Annotated in this window: 13 protein-coding genes; 3 read left to right on the top strand and 10 right to left on the bottom strand. The window is 39.9% G+C overall.

The genetic code is table 11. The annotated features are described in order from the left end of the window. Positions 1–95 precede the first annotated feature (95 nt). The 10 genes from C2869_RS13665 to C2869_RS13620 all read right to left on the bottom strand — a co-directional run bounded on the left by C2869_RS13665 (position 96) and on the right by C2869_RS13620 (position 11,688). Entirely contained in the window at positions 96–2,612 is a 2,517-nt protein-coding gene (locus C2869_RS13665; protein WP_108603469.1) for an EAL domain-containing protein, read from the bottom strand. A gap of 186 nt (positions 2,613–2,798) precedes the next feature. Next, complete coding sequence (locus C2869_RS13660) at positions 2,799–3,386, bottom strand: hypothetical protein (RefSeq protein WP_108603468.1); 588 nt, start codon at positions 3,384–3,386, stop codon at positions 2,799–2,801. 133 nt (positions 3,387–3,519) lie between these two features. Beyond that, positions 3,520–4,905 carry an alkaline phosphatase family protein gene (locus C2869_RS13655; RefSeq protein WP_108603467.1) on the bottom strand — a complete coding sequence of 462 codons (1,386 nt, stop codon included), beginning with the start codon at positions 4,903–4,905 and terminating at the stop codon, positions 3,520–3,522. 27 nt (positions 4,906–4,932) lie between these two features. Further along, positions 4,933–6,183, bottom strand: coding sequence for a metabolite traffic protein EboE (eboE, locus tag C2869_RS13650; protein ID WP_108603466.1), 1,251 nt, complete (start codon positions 6,181–6,183; stop codon positions 4,933–4,935). A 3-nt stretch (positions 6,184–6,186) separates the two neighbouring features. After that, positions 6,187–7,080 carry a TatD family hydrolase gene (locus C2869_RS13645; RefSeq protein WP_108603465.1) on the bottom strand — a complete coding sequence of 298 codons (894 nt, stop codon included), beginning with the start codon at positions 7,078–7,080 and terminating at the stop codon, positions 6,187–6,189. Positions 7,081–7,105: 25 nt separating this feature from the next. Next, positions 7,106–7,849, bottom strand: coding sequence for an EboA domain-containing protein (locus C2869_RS13640; RefSeq protein ID WP_108603464.1), 744 nt, complete (start codon positions 7,847–7,849; stop codon positions 7,106–7,108). A 27-nt stretch (positions 7,850–7,876) separates the two neighbouring features. Further along, positions 7,877–8,767 carry a UbiA family prenyltransferase gene (locus tag C2869_RS13635; RefSeq protein ID WP_108603463.1) on the bottom strand — a complete coding sequence of 297 codons (891 nt, stop codon included), beginning with the start codon at positions 8,765–8,767 and terminating at the stop codon, positions 7,877–7,879. A 13-nt stretch (positions 8,768–8,780) separates the two neighbouring features. Further along, positions 8,781–9,956: a 3-dehydroquinate synthase gene (locus C2869_RS13630; protein ID WP_108603462.1), complete on the bottom strand. Its 1,176-nt coding sequence runs from the start codon at positions 9,954–9,956 to the stop codon at positions 8,781–8,783. A gap of 235 nt (positions 9,957–10,191) precedes the next feature. Beyond that, positions 10,192–10,926, bottom strand: a complete 735-nt coding sequence (locus C2869_RS13625) for a 3-keto-disaccharide hydrolase (RefSeq protein ID WP_108603461.1) — start codon at positions 10,924–10,926, stop codon at positions 10,192–10,194. Between the two features lie 405 nt (positions 10,927–11,331). Next, positions 11,332–11,688 carry an L-rhamnose mutarotase gene (locus C2869_RS13620; RefSeq protein ID WP_108603460.1) on the bottom strand — a complete coding sequence of 119 codons (357 nt, stop codon included), beginning with the start codon at positions 11,686–11,688 and terminating at the stop codon, positions 11,332–11,334. Between the two features lie 451 nt (positions 11,689–12,139). Here C2869_RS13620 and C2869_RS13615 point away from each other — a divergent pair, with 451 nt between their 5' ends. The 3 genes from C2869_RS13615 to C2869_RS13605 all read left to right on the top strand — a co-directional run bounded on the left by C2869_RS13615 (position 12,140) and on the right by C2869_RS13605 (position 19,010). Next, the gene (locus C2869_RS13615; protein ID WP_108603459.1) at positions 12,140–15,382 is read left to right on the top strand and encodes a glycoside hydrolase family 2 TIM barrel-domain containing protein; all 3,243 of its coding nucleotides are present in this window, start codon (positions 12,140–12,142) and stop codon (positions 15,380–15,382) included. Positions 15,383–15,467: 85 nt separating this feature from the next. After that, positions 15,468–17,363, top strand: a complete 1,896-nt coding sequence (locus C2869_RS13610) for an arylsulfatase (protein WP_108603458.1) — start codon at positions 15,468–15,470, stop codon at positions 17,361–17,363. Positions 17,364–17,429: 66 nt separating this feature from the next. After that, on the top strand, positions 17,430–19,010 hold the full coding sequence (locus C2869_RS13605) for a sulfatase family protein (protein WP_408011859.1): 1,581 nt from the start codon (positions 17,430–17,432) through the stop codon (positions 19,008–19,010). Positions 19,011–19,113 lie beyond the last annotated feature (103 nt).

Genomic DNA, 19,113 nt, shown 5'->3' with positions numbered 1-19,113 from the left:
TCAAAAATCGCAACGCAATACAACAGATAAGCTTTGATATTTTAAGTAAAAACAGAATGATAAACTAACAACCCAAAACCACGCAGATAAATAGTTTACATTGATGTATCAACACTCTCGCAAGAAGCAGATAATTTAGATTCTGCCACTATGCCTAATTGCTCAACTGGCTTGGGCTTGCTGATATGATAACCTTGAGCGTAATGAACACCGACTTGCTCTAGCTCTAATAAGGTTGCCTCGTCTTCAACAAACTCTGCAACGGTTTTTTTACTAAGTGCTTTGGCGGTTTCATGTATGGCTTTAACCAGTGCCGCATCAATCGGATCATTCAGCATGTCTTTTACAAACGAGCCGTCAATTTTAACACTAGTAGCAGGTATCTGTTTGAGGTAGGAGAATGTACTAAAACCGGTACCAAAGTCATCAATGGAGAATGCACAACCTAATTGATTTAAACTGGCAACGGTACGCTGGGTCGCTGTAATATTGGTTAAACTATCGGTTTCAGTTAATTCAAAAATAACGCGACTTGGGTTTAATTGGTATTCGTTTAATTTCTCTTCGATATAAGACAGCAAGGACTCGTTGGCAAAGGCTTGAGCAGATAAGTTAATTGCCACTTTACGAACCGCAGGGTATTTATGCATTATGCTAAAGGTTTTGCCAATAACGTGGCGATCAAGCAGGTTCATGTCTTCTGCTTTTTCTAACGATGGAATAAATTCCCCAGGATAAACTAATTTACCTTCAACAATTAACCGCACAAGTGCTTCGTAATATTCAATTTCCCGCGTTTTCACATCAATAATTGGCTGGAAATGAATTTCAATATTGTCTTCCAATAAAGCTAACTGCAGCTTGTGTGCCCATTCAAATCCTTGCTTAAGTTGATCGGTTAACTTATCTTCGTCACGATAGGTATGGACACAGTTACGGCCTTTGTTTTTAGCTGCAAACATGGCGATGTCTGCCCGCTGCAAATATAAATCGGCAGAGTGCAGTAGCCCGTTAATCTCAGATAATCCAATACTGCAACTCACTTTATATACGTTGTCGCCGTACTGAAAACGCGATTGGGCAATCGCATTACAAATTTCTTGAGCAAATACAGTGGCTTGTGCTTGGTTCATTGAACTAAGCATATAGACGAACTCGTCACCGCCAATGCGACACAAGATGTCTTCTTTTCGTAATTTACTAGACAAAATACGGGCAATTTCTTGCAATACCAAATCGCCCTGATGATGACCTTGTGAATCATTAATAACTTTAAAATGGTCCAAATCAAGGTAAAGCAACTGAAATGTTTTATCGCTTTCTTGGGCAACCTTAGCGGTATTTTCTAACTCTTTTTCAAAATAATAGCGATTATGTAGCCCAGTCAATGCGTCGTGCACCGCGACATACTGTAAATTCTGTTCAACTTTCTTGCGCTCAGAAATATCGTCTAGCGTACCGGCTAAACCGACTAGAATACCATCTTGATTAAAATAAGGACTTAAATTGAGCTCACACCAAATAGATTGATTGTTACGGCGGGTCATTTTCACTTCGGTACACAAACTACGACGATTTTCTGAAATCAGCATTTGTATATCGAGTTCCAAATTGCGGCGCATGTTGGCTTCAGACACAGCAACATAGGATAATAAATATTGGCCAATACTTTGCGATACCGGATAGGACATACACTGTTGCCAAGCCGCGTTTAAAAAGCTTAATCGCCCTTCTGTATCCAATTCCAATACAACCGTATTTAAACTATCTAGTATGCGATAATGAGTTTTCGATAAAGATTGATATTTTTCCTGTTGGTCGTGTAACTCTACCGAGCGCGCGGCAAACTGCGCATTACTCACAACAAAATCTTCGCGCTTAGACGCAATATCGCAGACTTTGCGCAACTGTTCGGCTTTGAACGGTTTTTGAATAAAGTCTGTAGCGCCCTTCTCTAACATCATTTCCGCCAAATCAACCGTGCCATGCGCTGTCATGATAATGACAACCTGATTTGGATTAATCTCTAATAAAACTTCAATCACTTGCTCGCCTGTCATACCAGGCATCATGATATCAAGTAATACGATGTCGTATTCTTCTTGATGAAAACGAGCTATCCCAGCTTCACCATCTACAGCAATTTCAACCTCGAAATTTTGCCGTAACATCCTTTTTACTAACTCAGCAGTGTCTTGTGTGTCTTCAATAACAAGAACTTTTTGTAATTTATTGAGCTGACCTTCGCCACGACGAACCGCTTCTATCGTGTCAGTGATTTGCCCTAATTCAGCATAAGAGGTGACATAGTTAATATCGAATAAACGCGCGGTCGCCTCTGCTAAGCGCTCGCAGTAATCATCAACCACAACAACAATGGGAAGTTCCGCATGACTCGGGAATACACCGGAGCGAACAAGGCGGCTTAAACGCCAACCATCAACTTTACCAATTTCTATCTCAGTAATAATTAAGTCGACTTGGTGTTTTTTTAAATAATTGATGGCCTCTGTACTATCAGTAACATGAGTTACCGAATGAGATACAGAATTTAAGCTGTTTTCTAAGTCATGAACTTGGTTCAGCGAGTTTAGAATTATTAATATATTCAATGCAGTAGCTTAAATAGTGAGGCCTAACTTAGGGGTCAGTTTAAAAGGCTATGGGGGCAAAGTTCAACTAAAAATTTAATTGTCATAAAAAATACATGCTAATTAACTGAAAACTAACCAGTTAAATATATTTATTATACAATTTTGTTAAAAGTGCAAATCTATCGTTGACGGTAAATACCTTCATTAAAATCCGAGTAAGTCTTGATATTGCCATGCCGCCGCCGCCACTGAAATCACAACCCCTGCGATAATAATCCAAGGTAATGCTTTAGAAAGTAACGTCGGTTCAGCATCCATGTCCAAATCTGCCATTTTTGTTGTTGCATGTGGCAACTCGTCATCGTCAAAGTCGAGTAAATCTTCTAACTCGTTATCTTCGGCTAAATCAAAATCTTTTTTGTGTACATATTCGTCAACAAACTCACTTAGACTATCCATTTGCGCTCGTAAATCTGCAACTTCATTTTGTAGCGATTTAACTTGCTGACGCAGGCTTTGGATCTCTGGATCTGATGATTTTTCAGAACTAGCGGATTTATGGGTTGTGGAGCTAACACTGGCCAAGATCCCTACGCTGGCTAACAACTTAACTAATTTGTTGGCATCGTTGGAGTTGGTAAAGGTTTTAACTGGCAGCTTTTTACCCGCCGTTAAGATGAGTTGTGCTTTCTTGGTGTCTGTACCCGTTAATTTAGCTAACACCGCGATCTGTTTATTGCGATCTGCGGTGTCTTCAAATTGCCCCGAATATATAACTTTGAATTGGCTCATGATTGTTTTTATCCTGCATTCAGCTCAAATCTAGCCGTACGCATCAAATTCATTACTCTTATTGTCATTCTATATCGTCTTGTCGCTTTATATATTAAATTTTTTAGTGATAAAAACTTAAACAAACATAAGCTTATGATTGAAAATGTTGAAAAATCAAATCAAATACATCGGTCATTTGATATGACGTATTTTTTTCAGCATTTTGTAATCGTGGTGGCAATATTAACACAGGGCCATGTTGAGGGTCGTCAACCGGTCTACCGTGGCTGCCTTTAATTAAAGACGGTTCAAGCGGGATCACGTCCATTAACATACGAAAACCCAATTTTTTCTTAATTACGTTACTTATCACTTTAAGTTTAGGCATGACAATGTTCGGATCAATAAACATTTCAAGCGGGTCATACCCTGGCTTACGGTGAATATCTACCGTACGGGCGTAATCCGGTGCGACATTGTCATCCAACCAAAAATAATAGGTAAACCATGCATCTGCTTGACATATAGCAACCAAATCACCACTGCGTTCATGACAAATATTTAACGCCTGTTGCTCATTTTTATCTAATACTTGTTCGATACCTGTGGTATTTATAAGTAATTGCTTTAGCGCATCCTGTTTAGATTTATCATTAATATATACATGAGCAACCTGATGATCCGCCACGGCGAACGCGTCTGACGCTCCGCAATCTAGGTTTTCATAGGGGCCTGTTTTTCTGACTTTTATATAACCGGCTTGACGCAATATTTGATTAATATTGACCGCTTGATTGACTTCCGTAATACCGTATTCTGAAACAATTAAGTAATCGACATTGAATGAGGCTAGTCCATCAAGTATCAAACCAACCGCATTGTCGACCGCCTTAATATCATTGGCTATTTGAGGATCATTTGGCCCTAAGCGCTGTAAGTTATAATCTAAATGCGGCAGGTAAATTAACTGTAAATCAGGACTGTTTTTCTCAAATTCTTTAACCGCAGCTTGCGCTATCCATTGACTCGATTCTATGCCTGCGTTGGGGCCCCAAAATGTAAAGAACGGAAACGTCCCAATTTGTTGTTCAATTTCTTGATGCAACCCTTCTGGTGAAGAATACAAATCAAAGATCTTACCACCATCAGCAAGGTAATGAGGTCGAGGTGTGATACTAGCGTCTACATTGGCATACATGTTGTACCACCAAAATAATTTAGACACTTTAAAGTTGGCATTTTGCGCTTTTAATTTATCCCAAATTTTATCACTTTGGACTAACTGATTAGCCTGCTTCCAAAAGCCTACTTCTGCTAAATCGCTGAAATACCAACCATTACCCACAATACCATGTTCGTCAGCATATTTTCCCGTTAACATGGCACTTTGAGCTGTGGTCGTGACCGCTGGAAACGCTTCTTTCATCGCATTTGGCTGGTAACCTTTAGCCAAAAGTGTATTGATGTTGGGCGTATTGTCACCCAACATATTTGGACTTAACCCGACGACATTAATGACGACTAAAGGATTAGACATAAAGAGCTTCCTATTACTAAAAAAGCGTTAAAGTTTAAGCAGGTTGCGATCAGACATGGCGCTTTCTAGCCAAGTAAACTCGGCAAGTAACCCTTGAATGAGATCCGTTTGTGCCACTTTGCTTTGACCATCGGCTAATAAATTTAACCAAGTGTAGGTTTCTATTTCTAAATGAGGACGAATAGCCGGATTATTCGCTAAAAAGTCAAGCGTATCTAAGATAGCATGTTGGGTCGTTTCTAATTGATGGTTGGTACCACGGCAGTTAAGATGAGTACAATGAATTGGCACGTGATAATGCAGTGTACAATCAAATCCTTGTACATTGCGCACAAAGGTTGTGGTTAACACGGTTTTATTTAAATCCGCTACACTGATTATATTGCCATCTGGCAACCTTAGCTTACATTGGTGCATAAACTTAGGATCTTTAAATGTCGAGCACAACGCCGCAATATCACTCGCTTTGTTAATTTTACCAAATACCGCGTTAGAAATTTGAATTTTGCCGAGTGTAATACCGGCTGTCGTAATTTGTTGTAAACTATCAGCCAAGGATTCATACATAACCGCTTGATGACAAGTATCAACACAACAGCCAATATAACGCTTAATCACTTGACTACTAACACCTAACAACTCAGCTTGAGGTATTAAGTCCTGTTCAAAGAAATCGATTAATTCACTAGTCGATTCTAAAACGCAGTCAGGTTCCATTTCCAAACAAACGACAATATGTTTACCTGTTTTTTGTTCTAATTCTTGCAGGTATTGAGCTAACTCTATCAGTTGTATACAAGAGCCTATGCCCTTAGCAAGGTCCCAATGCGGTTTATAACCTAATGGCAAAGTAGAAATAGTACCGTTCTTACTATTTTTAGGCATACACTCTGCCAAAATAGCAGCCAGTTTTTTTGTATACCTTAACCTTTTCGGATCTGACCAATCAGGTAGGTACACTTTGTCTTTGACTATATCTGCATGAAAATCGCCATAAGGAAAGCCGTTTAACGTCGTTAAACTGACACCATTATTGGCTAAAGCGGTTTTAAAGAAAGCTAAATTATCTCGATTCAACAAGATTTCATTGGCTAACGGATTAGAGAGCCACAAACCACTTGCCATAAAAGGCAAATCCCGTTGTTCTCTAACCTGTTTAAACCATAGCTCTAAGTTTTGTTTTTGCTGCGCTAGGTGCATACATGGATGCACATTTGCACAATAGGTAAGTTGTTCACGCGACCAACTAGAGCCGCGTGTATTTTGGGTATTTACCATTGATTAACTATCGTCACCTTGTTCGACGATGGGCGTTTGACCTCGGGTAACCCGATTATCCTTGTACGTTTTAGTTTGGTCAATGGTCGTTTTCTTAACTGAGTCGAGAGAAATACGACCACTTTGTGCAAAAAAGTTGATTGGGTTTTCAAATGTTACCAATTCAACTTCTTTTTCTGTAAAGCCGGCTTCTAACATAGCTTGGGCCGTTTTAGGTACTTTTAATGGATCACTAATGCCCCAATCGGCGGCGCTATTAATAATCATTTTTTCCAAGCCGTATTCTTTTAACAGCGCAACCATTCTTGGTTCAGACATTTTAGTATTGGGATAAATACTGTGACCGCGCCAACAATCAGTCTCTAATACCAAAGGCAAAGTTTGTTCATTTAAATGGTCAATAATAACCATTTCTTCTGCGATACCACTTTCACGGATAACGTCAATAGTACGCTTGGTGCCATTAACTTTGTCACGGTGTGGTGTGTGCACTAGCACAGGCAACTCTTGATCTTTTGCGAGTTCTAAATGCTCAGCAAAAAACCTGTCCTCGGCAGGTGTCATATCGTCGTAACCAATCTCACCGACAGCGACTACGTTATCTTTTTGACAATAACGCGGCAGCATCTTCATTACCGCTTCAGCCAATTCAATGTCATTCGATTCTTTGGGGTTTAAGCCCATAGTACAATAATGTTGGATCCCGAACTGTGACGCACGAAAGTGCTCCCAACCGATCAAAGTATCAAAATAATCAATGAACGAACCTATTTGGGTACGTGGTTGACCTAACCAAAAGGCTGGTTCAACGACTGCGACAATGCCTGCTGCCGCCATATTTTGATAATCATCGGTCGTGCGAGAAAACATGTGGATATGCGGATCAACGTATTTCATTTTTATTCCTTAAGTCATATATCAGCTAGCTTAATTGTAATGATAATGATTGCTGACTGATTAAATTATCTAATTGCTGGCGATGTGCCTCATCTAATTGATAGTAATGTTTTGCATACTGTTCAAATTGTTTGCGATTGTCTTCATCTAATTCATCAAGGGTTACCGCTAACCAAACGGAAGCGGGTAAATTCCGCTCTGCCAAGGCTTGTTCTACCGCATACGCAAAGCACATATTACTGAGTTTTGCGTTAAGTCTTTGTTCTATTGAGTGTATTTGGCTAATTTCCAGCCCCATAAACAAGGACTTTAAGACTAATTGATTAAAGTTAAGTTCCGGAAAAAACTGAGCAGGATAAGGATTACTTAACGCGATTGCTGAAAATTCAACCAAGCTATTACAACGGCAAGCTTTAATGGCCGTTTGTACGGCACTGCCGCACTCATCAATATAGGGTAAACCTTTAAGTAATGCGCATTTTTCTGTTTCATCACCAAACTGATAATAATGTTTAGCCAACAGTGCAATAGGCATATTTTGACACTGATTTAATAATAGCAAACGAATAAATTCAGCTAGATTAAAGTGGCTAAAACCCTCTAATGGGCAAACTCCCTCGCCAAATTTTCGTTTGACCACAACCGACAAATTTAATATGTCGTTTTCAACATCTTCCGTGCTATCTAAAGTCTGTAGCGCTTTATTAAGCCAGCTTTTTTGTTGTTCAGTACAATGTTTGTAGATCTGCTCTAAACGGATTTTTAACATAATGACAATTAGGATAAACGATTTAAGTTAAGTCATATAAGCATAGCGACTAAGCCAGCGACATAAAGGTAAAAGTAATAAAATTGCGACTGCCCAACCGTAATGGCCAAATAGCGCCACCATAAACGCGTCAAACGGAATAATGGCAATAATCATCCAACCTATCATGCGTTGAATATTTTGCGGGGTAAAGTCTCGTTTAACGGCTATTGTCCGCTGGACTAAAGGAGAGGCTAGCCCCAACGTCGCCAAGCTCAATACTAAGCACTGCCAATTGGGACTTTCTAGCTGAGTCCAAATAATAAAAAGTACAGACAGTAAGCTAAAAAATAGCAGTAAAGCCGTAATATTTATTGCTTTCACATTTGCCGCATCCACTTCTTGCTTACTCAAAAAGGTTAAACCCGCAATATAAAAGCCAATGGGTAATGCAATAATCCACCCCAAACCTGAACTAATGCTACTTGCGACAATTGCCGCGCCTAACAGCCAGTTGGCATATCGGCAGGCTCCCATTGTCAACGCGCCGAATAAGCCTTGTTTAACAACACCATCGTACAACAAAACCAAAATGCTCAATCCGATAGCGGCATAAAGTGCAATAAGGCTAACAAAACTAGAAATAATCACACCCAACACCATCAATCCACTGGCCAATAACCAAGCGCTTGATAGTTTGATGTTGCCACTAGGAATAGGTCTGTCTGGTCTATCTTGCGCATCTTCTTTAACATCAAAACAATCATTAAAGATCATTCCCGCGTAATAGATAAATAAACTGGCCAGACATAAAAAGACAATTGAAGTAGGAAGTTGGCCTGCGCTTACAATGACGCCCGCGGCTAAAATATTAGAGACAGCTGTAATGCCATTAGGTAGGCGTAACAGCTGAATATAGGATTGGATTTTCACATTCATTATGTCAGCAAGTTTAAGTGATGTAATCGGTTAAATAAGCAATTGATTCACACATCATTTGGCTATCGATTGTATTCACTTCAAAGCCTGTGCCTAACTCACTTAATAAAGTAATACATAGGCGCCCACCTAAATGCTCTTTAAACTCATTAAGGGCTTGCTCAACATTAAGTTTAGCTAATGCAGGATGCTGAAGATCAAAGCCTAACTCAATCAATAGATCGAGTATTTTTCGCATATCCTGTTCGGCTAAATGTCCGGCTTTGTGTGAATAAATGCTGTCCATCGCAATACCGATAGCCACCGCTTCACCGTGACGTAAATCACTGTTTGATAGCTCTTCTAATTTGTGCGCCGACCAATGGCCAAAATCGAGTGGCCGAGCTGACCCGTACTCAAACGGATCACCATTAGTCGCTATATGATTTAGATGCCACTTAGCGCCTTTAATAATCATATTTTCCATCGCGCTATTTTCAAAGAGAGCTAATGCATTTCGCTGTTGATACAGTTCATCAAAAAAGTGGCTATCTTTAATCAACGCAACTTTAATTGCCTCGGCAATACCTGCGCGCTTATCACGAACTGACAAGGTTTGGAGCAACGAAAAGTCGTTAACGACAGCATGTGGCGGGACAAAAGTTCCTAAATAGTTTTTACGTTTGTGATAATTAATCGCATTTTTAACACCGACTCCAGCGTCATTTTGCCCTAATACGGTTGAAGGCATGCGAATTAATCGAATGCCACGATGCGCAGTTGCAGCCGCATAACCAACAGCATCAACAACCGCCCCACCACCTATCACTAAAATATACGAATGCCTGTCAATTGCGTGCTCCTCAACTGCAGCATAAATGGTATCCGTTAATTGCGGATCATTTTTACAAGCTTCGCCACCGTCAATGACTATGTATGGCAATACCTCGATGTCAATTGAGTCAAAGTAACTTTCAATTTGCTCGGTCAACAGTGGATGACATTTATCTACCTCGGAATCAATAACAGGTAAAATTTTCGGCTGTTCATCAAGGTTGTCGATTAACTTAGCTAGCCCTTGATTGTCTGGACTAAAAGCGTCTCGCGTAAAAATAACTGGATAGTCAAAACTAACTGTAAACTTTTGCTGAATGTGAAAAGCGGTGTGGGGATCGAATGCCGCATGAGAATAAACATTGGCTTTTGTCATAGTAACCTCGACTAAAGATCTCGACTAAAAATGGTCACGTATATCTAAGGTATAAAAAAACAAGAGCGCCTCAAACGCGCTCTCCTATCAGACTGATTAAAAACAGCCGCTATCCTAGCGAAAAATTGAGTTAATCGTCACATTCATATATGAATTGTTACTTTGTAACATATTTATAAAGTGCACACCATATATTAAATGTAAAAAATTGATAAGCTTTAAACTTAAACATTAATTAAAGCTCGCGCACCCAAATATTACGGAAGCTCACTTTATCGCTATGGTCTTGCAAGTAAAATGATTCACAGCCATGGGCTTTATACTGGGGTATGCCTCGGTACAGAGTGGGTCCTTGGATCTCGGTATGGTTTTGAATAACTATGCCATTGTGGAGCACAGTAACATGTGCTTTTTTAATCAAATCACCATCATCATCAAAGCGCGGCGCTTGATATAAAATATCATAAGTCTGCCATTCACCTGTCGGCTTCATCGCGTTAACTAACGGTGGGGTTTGTTTATAAATAGCGCCGGCTTGACCATTGGCATAGGTACGATTTTGGTATGAATTTAAAATTTGAACTTCGTATCTGCTTTGTAAAAATATGCCACTATTACCTAGGCCTTGACCTGATTTATTTTTCACTTTTTCAGGTGATCGCCACTCAATATGCAATTGCATATCACAAAATTTTTGTTTGGTTTTAATGCCTTTAGATTTAGGTAGTACGGTCACTGCCCCATCTTCTATGGTCCATTTAACTGGATCACCATTACCATGTTGCCAAGCATCCATATTGGTGCCATCAAATAACACTATCGCATCAGACGGAACAGGGCCTGGTTCAACAACTCTTGGCTCTGGGTCCCATTGCTCAGTCCATTTGGGATCAATTTTTTTATCTTTAGCGGCCGCATTGAACGCGACAAACGTAGTTAATAATGCTGAGTAAAATAATTTGTTGTTCATTGTCTCTTCTTTATTTGTGTCGTTAGCGTTGCGTATGCGAAATCACAATTTTTATTATTATTTGTATAAGAATACATTTTTTTAACAAGAGCTGGACAGCCCAATATAAGTATTTCTACTGCTAAAATAAAATCTCATACGTATGTATTATTTTTTATTTTTTCATGCGAAAACAAAAAGGTATCCCACAATAGAATACAGTTGAGTTTACATGAAACCTACAACTAATAATTAAAGCCTAGAGACGAAATATATACGAACCAATTGCATGCAAAATCATCTCAATGCCACGGCGAAAGCGTTCACTTATATTGTTAAATGCACGCTTTCCTCATGGCGTAAACCATTTATCTTATTTTAGGTTTTAATTCGTTGTAGGTTTATGCTAAATCGAATGGTTAAATATTAAAGCGCGTTTTTCAAATCGTATATTTTTTCCATTTTGACCCATTTTTCTCCCGGTTTTGCCCACTTGAGTGGTTTTTGATATTTCCACATTAACTGTTCCCATTCTTCTGATTTCAAACGCCCTTCTTCGGTTAATGGCGCTTGGTTTGGATCAAACTCTGGAGTGGTTTCCATGATCATAAATAGCCGATCACCTAGTAAATAAATTTCCATATCTAAAATGCCCAACTCACGCATATTTTGCGTTATTTGCGGCCACGCATTTTCAGGCTTATGGTATTCAATATATTCAGCGATAAGCTGCTCATCATCATTTAAATCTACAGCTAAACAATAGCGATTACGCTCTGACATGTTTGTTCCTCTTATTTATAGTCTTCTCGCTCAGGTCTTATGGTTCATTGTCTGCGCTTACTCTCGACTTTGGCTCCTGCGTCGTCCTACTACCTAAATCCCTTTAGGCAACCCCAATCACATAATAGAGCATATGCTCATGGGGATTCGAAGCTTGACGGCTTTGCCTACATGGATGTAGGTACTTAGGTTTCGTCTGGAACTAGAAACCTGCCCCTAAAACCTGATCGCTTTGACTATATATCAACTAAATCAATTTCAGATAAATTATTTATCAACGACTAACCTAATGGTGTGACTTCAATGTTAAGTTACACAAAGTATCACTTTCTTGCTTAAAAATAATTGTTGTCATTTTGTAAATGAGATACAATGATTATATATAAAGTTTCGTTTTAGTATTTAAATTTTACAATAATTTATTCTATTTTTTGGAAATTGAGTGGGAAAAATGAATTATCACAGCCGTAAGGTTAAAAAGACGTTAAGTGTATTAGGTGTAGCCATTGGTCTAGTCAGTACCTTTCCAAGCGTTGCCAAAGTCCAAAACGATTGGGAGAACCCAGAAGTCGTGCAAATCAATCGATTGCCGGCTAGAGTTCAATCTTATTCTTTCGATACCCTTGATCAAGCGTTAGAACGCGACCGTTCTGCCTCATCTATCCAAATTTTAGATGGTGATTGGAAATTTAAATTTGTCGACGATTCTAAAGACCGTCCATTAGATTTTTATAAAAATAACTACAACAGTAAGAATTGGAAAACCATTCCTGTCCCGTCTAACTGGGAAGTACATGGTTATGGCCAGCCTATTTATACCAACTCAAAATACCCCATGTTTAAAGACGGTAAATATGGCCCCCAAGATATAAAAATTCCGTATATTACGCGCGAAAACCCAGTTGGTTCTTATTTAAAAGACTTCAATATTGATAAAGACTGGCAAGATCAGCAAATTATTCTGCACTTTGGCGGGGTTACTTCTGCTTATTACGTGTGGGTAAATGGTGAAAAAGTTGGCTACGCACAAGGCAGCCGATTACCTTCAGAATTTGATATTACTGATTACGTCAAAACCGGTAAAAACAAGCTAGCGGTGCAAGTATTCCGCTGGAGTGACGGTAGTTACTTGGAAGACCAAGATCATTGGCGCTTAAGCGGTATTCACCGTGAAGTCATGCTAATGGCTCAGCCTAAAGTTTCGATTAACGATTTCCATATCAAAACTAAGCTTTACGACAACTACACAAAAGCTAAGTTAGAAGTTAGACCTGAACTAAGCAATATAGAAGACATCAACTTAAAAGGTTGGACAATTGAAGGCCAGTTATATGAAGCTGACGGTCGCGAAGTATTAAGCAAGCCAATGTCTGTTGACGCGCCAACTGTGACCCGTATCGTCTACCCGCAGCGTGACCAATTTGCCTTTGGCTTACTCAATGCCGAAGTCAATGCACCTAAACTGTGGAACTCTGAACAACCGAATCTTTATACTCTAGTGCTTACCCTTAAAGATCCAAAAGGCAAGGTAATTGAAACTCGTAGCGATCGCGTTGGCTTCCGTGATATTAAAATCGGTAAAAACCAAGAATTGTTAATTAACGGCCAAAACGTTGAAATTATTGGGGTTAACCGTCATGATCATGATGCAAAAGATGGAAAAATGCTCACTCGCCAAGATCTAATCGACGATGTGATATTAATGAAGAAATTTAATATCAACTCGGTTCGTACCTCGCACTACCCGAACGATGCCTACTTCTATGACTTATGTGACGAGTACGGCATATACGTAATGGACGAAGCTAACATAGAAAGCCATGGTGTAGGCGGATTGTTAGCAAACTTACCTGAATGGAATCACGCCATGATGCAACGTTTCGTACGTATGGTTGAGCGTGATAAGAACCATCCATCTATCATCTCTTGGTCATTTGGTAATGAATCTGGCACAGGCCCTAACTTTGCAGCAATGTCGAGCTGGGCGAAAGACTTAGATCCAGAACGTTTGATCCATTATGAAGGTGCGCAAGGCGATCCAACTCACCCTGACTATATTGGTCTTACTGAGCGCTACATCACTAAAGATCAAAAAGAGAAATTACATACGCCTTTAGCGAACCCAACCGATCCTTTCTGGGTGGATATGATCAGTCGTATGTATCCTAATATTGAAGACCTAATTGGCCTTGCTGAAAGTCCATATATTAATCGCCCAATTCTAATGTGTGAATATGCGCATGCGATGGGTAACTCACTAGGTAATTTGGCCGAATACTGGGAAGAAGTACGTAACCGCCCTAATCTTATCGGTGGTTATATTTGGGATTGGATCGACCAAGGCTTAGAAACCCAAAATGCCAATGGCGAAACGTTTTTAGCTTATGGTGGTGATTTTGGTGATAAGCCAAACGACTCTAACTTCTGCATCAACGGTATTATCGATTCCTATCGTCAGCCTAAGCCACAATTATGGGAAGCTAAATACGTTTTCCAACCCGCTAAATTTACTGCTGTTGATTTAACGGCCGGAGTTATCGATCTTAAGAACCGTTTCTTCTTCGATAACTTACAAAAATACGTTCTTGTATGGACATTATCAGCAGACGATAAAGTGCTACAAACGGGTTCAATGCATGGTTTAGATATTGCTGCCAATGACACCAAGCAAATTACCTTACCTTTTACTCAACCTGAAATTGAAGCAGGTAAGCGTTATTGGTTACAACTAAGTTTACGTACCGCGGATAACAAAGTTTGGGCGAAAGCAGGTCACGAAGTGGCTAAGCAGCAATTTGAATTGCCTTACTTCCAAAAAGCCAATAGTGAACCAGAAAGTAAATCTGTCAAACTCAGTGATAATGGTAAACAAGTTATCGTGAAAAATGCTGACTTTAGTGCCCGTTTTGACCGCCAATCAGGTTTCTTAACCTCTTATAAAGTAGGCGGTCAAACCTTGATTAAAGACGCATTGAAACCTAACTTCTTCCGTCCACAAACGGATAACGATAGATTAGGTTGGCGTACTCACAACACACTTGCTATATGGAAAGCCGCAACTGAATCACTAAAATTAGAAGAGTTTGACGTATCTGATTCATCTAACAAAGTTACCGTTAAAACGATTCACAGCCACACTAATGATATCAAGGTCATCACTAAGTATGTTGTGAATGGTTCTAGTCAAATTGATGTTAGCCTTGAGCTAAAAGCCAGTAAATCATTACCTAGCATGCCTCGTTTAGGCATGACAACTGTTGTTGACGCTTCGTTAAATGATATGAGCTTCTATGGCCGCGGTCCTTTTGAAAATTACAGTGACCGTAACCAAGGTGCTGATATAGGTATCTACTCTGGTAAGGTTATTGATTTCACTTATGAGTATGTTCGCCCGCAAGAAAACGGCAACCGTACTGATGTTGATTGGCTAAAATTAGCAAACAGCAGAACAACTTTAGTTGTTGATGGTAAGCAAAATTTAAGTATTTCGGTATGGCCTTGGACAGCAGAAAACTTGGATCAAGCTACCCACCCCTACAAACTTAAAACGTTTGATGGTTTAACCGTTAATATTGACCTAATGCAAGCGGGAATTGGCGGTATTGATTCATGGAGCCCGAAAGCTGCGCCTATCGACAAATATAAGATTTTCTCTGGTAATTACAGCTACAGCTTTACATTAAAAGCAGAGTAATCGTTTTTAATTAAAGCCAGCAAATAGAGTTTGCTGGCTTTTTTTATCTAAAATTTGCTTATAAATAGCGAGATACTTTAAAAACATGACTAAGTTATCATCTATTAAAACAGCACTTGGATTAGCATTAGGGCTTTGTCTACTATCAGCTTGCTCTTCCCCAGACACGCAGTCCAGCAATCTAAAACAAAAAACTCACAATACAACATCTACCCAACCTAATGACAAACCTGATATCGTATTTATTGTTACCGATGACCAAGGCTGGGGCGATATTGGATTTAATAACAATCCAATACTAGAAACACCCAATATCGATAAGCTGGCTCAAACAAGTACTCGTTTAACCAACTTTCATGTTGACCCGACCTGCTCACCAACTCGCTCGGCCTTACTTACCGGTAAGCATTCACTTAAAGCCGGTGTTTGGCATACAATCCTTGGCCGCTATATGCTAGGCCCTGAACATGTCACTTTGGCTGAAGCATTGAAAGACCAAGGTTACGACACGGCTATTTTTGGTAAATGGCACTTAGGCGACAACTACCCATATCGCCCTCAAGATCAAGGCTTTGATGAAGTCTTTATCCATGGTGGTGGTGGCGTAGGTCAAACACCTGACTATTGGGGCAATACTCAGTTCGACGATACTTATTTTAGAAATGGTGAACTAGAAAAAACTCAAGGTTATGCAACCAAGGTTTGGTTTGATGCTGCTCTTGAGCATATGCGCAAACCACGCACTAAACCATTATTTACCTTTATCCCACTCAATGCACCGCATGGCCCATATCGTGCGCCTGAAGAGTATATTCAACCCTATATCGAAAAAGGGTTAGCTCGCACTGCCGCTAGCTTTTACGGCATGATCACCTATATCGATGATGAAGTGGGCAGAGTACGTGAATTCATTCGTCAGTCCGGTAAAGAAGACAACACCATTTTTATCTATATGACAGACAATGGTAGCTCACTCAAACCAACGTGGGACAATACCAAGTTAAATAGCAAAAAGTTTCCTGACATTGAGAAATTAAGCCAAAAACACCCTAATTGGATACACAATGGCAATATGCGTGGCTATAAGGGATCGGTACACGAAGGCGGGCATCGCGTTCCGTTTTATATTTCTTACCCTAAAGGCAAATTAACAACTGGGGCTATTGACGCATTAACCGCTCACTACGACATTATGCCTACCCTATTGGACTTAGTGGGTAGTGAACAATCATTGCCAAACCTTGATGGTACAAGCTTAGTTAAGCTGTTAAAGGAAGGAAAAGATAATAAGCTTGATAGTCGTAGCGTTATCATTACCAACCAGCGTGTATATCACCCAAGTCAATTACGCCCAACAGCCATTGCATACAAACACTGGCGCTATGTAACATTTAACAATAAAGGTGAACTGTTTGATTTACGTAACGATCCATCACAACAGGTCAACGTCGCCAAACAACACCCTAGCGTTGTAACATTATTAAAGCAAAAACATCAAAACTGGTGGCAAGAAAATGTCGAACTGGGTTTTAAAGATCGTTACATTCATGTCGGCAACCCTGCGGAAAACCCTGTTCGTTTAAATGCCATGGATTGGATGGAGGTACCCGATAAGCAGCCTGTACCTTGGTTTATAGGGCACCAATCGCCATCAGAAGAATATGATTACATCCATTGGTTAACAGAAGAAGATAAGTACTTCGCGTTGCCTTGGTATATCGATGTAGAAAAAGCGGGACATTATCAAGTGAAAGCCTATTTTCATGATATTCCAGCAGCCACGCCAGTACAAAAGCAGTTTTGTGTCATTGACGCGAATGGTGAAAAGCATGTACAAAAAGTTTGGGGACGTGCATCCCATTGCGTAGTCGATATCATGCTAAAACCTGGCAAACAAAAAATCACGGCTTGGTTTACAGACAATAAACAAAACTTAACATCAGAAAAAGCCGCGTTTTATTTATACTTAGACAAAATTTAAAATATTCGATTATTTGACCTGTGCTAGCAGGTCAAATTCATAATAAATTGTAGCAAGGAAAACATAGTGAACATTAAACAATTTTCCAAATTACCCTTATTCTCTGCCCTGGCGTTAGCTATTGGACTAACCGCATGTGGACAAGATACTAACAAAGCTCCAACGCCAAGCGTGGCTGAAAAAGCCACTGAACCCACTAAACCTAATTTGGTTATATTTTATGTTGACGATTTAGGCTATGGCGATCTTAGCTCATACGGTGCAACGGCAGTCAGTACACCAAACGTTGATAGATTAGCTAACAACGGTATTAAATTTACTGATGCCCACAGCTCAGCTGCCACCTGTACCCCTTCGCGTTATTCTCTGCTCACTGGTGAATATGCGTTTAGAAAAAAAGCCGCTGTACTTAAAGGTGACGCAGCAATGATTATTTCACCTGAGCAGCCGACATTGCCTAAAATGCTCGCCAAACAAGGTTACACAAGTGCCGTGGTGGGTAAATGGCACCTAGGTTTAGGTGACGGAAAGCAAGCAATCAATTGGAATGAAGCCGTGAAGCCGGGGCCATTAGAAATTGGTTTTGATTATAGTTTCTTATTACCCGCTACTGGCGATCGTGTACCCACCGTATACCTTGAAAATCACCACGTGATTAATTTAGATAAAGCTGATCCTCTGAGTGTCAGTTATGAGAAAAAAATTGGCGATCGTCCAACTGGTTATGAAAACCCTGAGCTAGAGCGCCAAGCGGCTGATCATCAACACAATAAAACCCTAATTAATGGTATCGGCCGTATTGGCTGGATGGCAGGCGGAAAAAGCGCTGAATGGGTAGATGAAGACTTTTACAAAGTATTTACCGACAAAGCGAATAATTTTATTGCCCAAAATAAAGATAAGCCTTTCTTCTTATTTTTCCCGTTCCATGACATTCACGTACCTCGTTTACCGCATCCTATGTTTCAAGGAAAAACAGAGATGGGCCCACGTGGTGACGCTATAGTGCAAATGGATTGGATCACGGGTCAAGTGGTTGATCAGCTAGAAAAGCAAGGTGTACTTGATAATACTATTATTATTTTTACCAGCGATAATGGCCCTGTATTAGATGATGGTTACGCCGACCAAGCTGTCGAATTATTAGGTGATCACAAGCCCGCGGGGATCTATCGAGGTGGTAAATACAGCGCATTTGAAGCCGGTACACGCGTTCCAACTATTTTGCACTACCCTGCAAAAGTTAAACCTGGTGTAAGCGATGAACTGATGAGTCAAATCGATGTTTACGCCTCAATGGCTAGCTTATTAGGCATTGAATTAGCTAACGACGAAGCGATAGATAGCCACAACCAAGCTGATGCGTGGTTAGACAGCAAAGCGAAAGGCCGAGATGAGTTAATTGAAGAAGCTTACACCCTTGCTCTGCGTTCGGGAGAGTGGAAGTACATTGAACCCGCTAATAAAACGCTAGCTTGGGTAGAAAATGAAAAGAAAATTGAACACGGTGTAAGCAAAATCGCCCAGCTATACAACATTAAGAAAGATCCATCAGAAACCACAAATGTTGCTAGCCAGCACCCTGATCTTGTGGCTAAGTTAGACAAACGATTACAAGCGTTAAAAATATTAAAAACACGCCAATAATTGTGGAATAACTAATTTTCGCACTGTATCTATATTGATACAGTGCGCTTTGCGTTATCACTATTCGAATCTACTCTACTGACCCTTGCTATCTGGCTTGAAC

Source organism: Saccharobesus litoralis, from assembly GCF_003063625.1.
Lineage (GTDB): Bacteria > Pseudomonadota > Gammaproteobacteria > Enterobacterales > Alteromonadaceae > Saccharobesus > Saccharobesus litoralis.
The sequence above is the reverse complement of the archived record's forward strand: the minus strand, read 5'-3'. Positions and strand labels throughout refer to the sequence as shown.

Bases quoted from the DNA above. Each gene is read 5' to 3' on its own strand.
- C2869_RS13660 (WP_108603468.1), bottom strand. From the start codon at position 3,386: ATGAGCCAATTCAAAGTTATATATTCGGGGCAATTTGAAGACACCGCA.
- C2869_RS13655 (WP_108603467.1), bottom strand. From the start codon at position 4,905: ATGTCTAATCCTTTAGTCGTCATTAATGTCGTCGGGTTAAGTCCAAAT.
- eboE (WP_108603466.1), bottom strand. From the start codon at position 6,183: ATGGTAAATACCCAAAATACACGCGGCTCTAGTTGGTCGCGTGAACAA.
- C2869_RS13645 (WP_108603465.1), bottom strand. From the start codon at position 7,080: ATGAAATACGTTGATCCGCATATCCACATGTTTTCTCGCACGACCGAT.
- C2869_RS13640 (WP_108603464.1), bottom strand. From the start codon at position 7,849: ATGTTAAAAATCCGTTTAGAGCAGATCTACAAACATTGTACTGAACAA.
- C2869_RS13635 (WP_108603463.1), bottom strand. From the start codon at position 8,767: ATGAATGTGAAAATCCAATCCTATATTCAGCTGTTACGCCTACCTAAT.
- C2869_RS13630 (WP_108603462.1), bottom strand. From the start codon at position 9,956: ATGACAAAAGCCAATGTTTATTCTCATGCGGCATTCGATCCCCACACC.
- C2869_RS13625 (WP_108603461.1), bottom strand. From the start codon at position 10,926: ATGAACAACAAATTATTTTACTCAGCATTATTAACTACGTTTGTCGCG.
- C2869_RS13620 (WP_108603460.1), bottom strand. From the start codon at position 11,688: ATGTCAGAGCGTAATCGCTATTGTTTAGCTGTAGATTTAAATGATGAT.
- C2869_RS13615 (WP_108603459.1), top strand. From the start codon at position 12,140: ATGAATTATCACAGCCGTAAGGTTAAAAAGACGTTAAGTGTATTAGGT.
- C2869_RS13610 (WP_108603458.1), top strand. From the start codon at position 15,468: ATGACTAAGTTATCATCTATTAAAACAGCACTTGGATTAGCATTAGGG.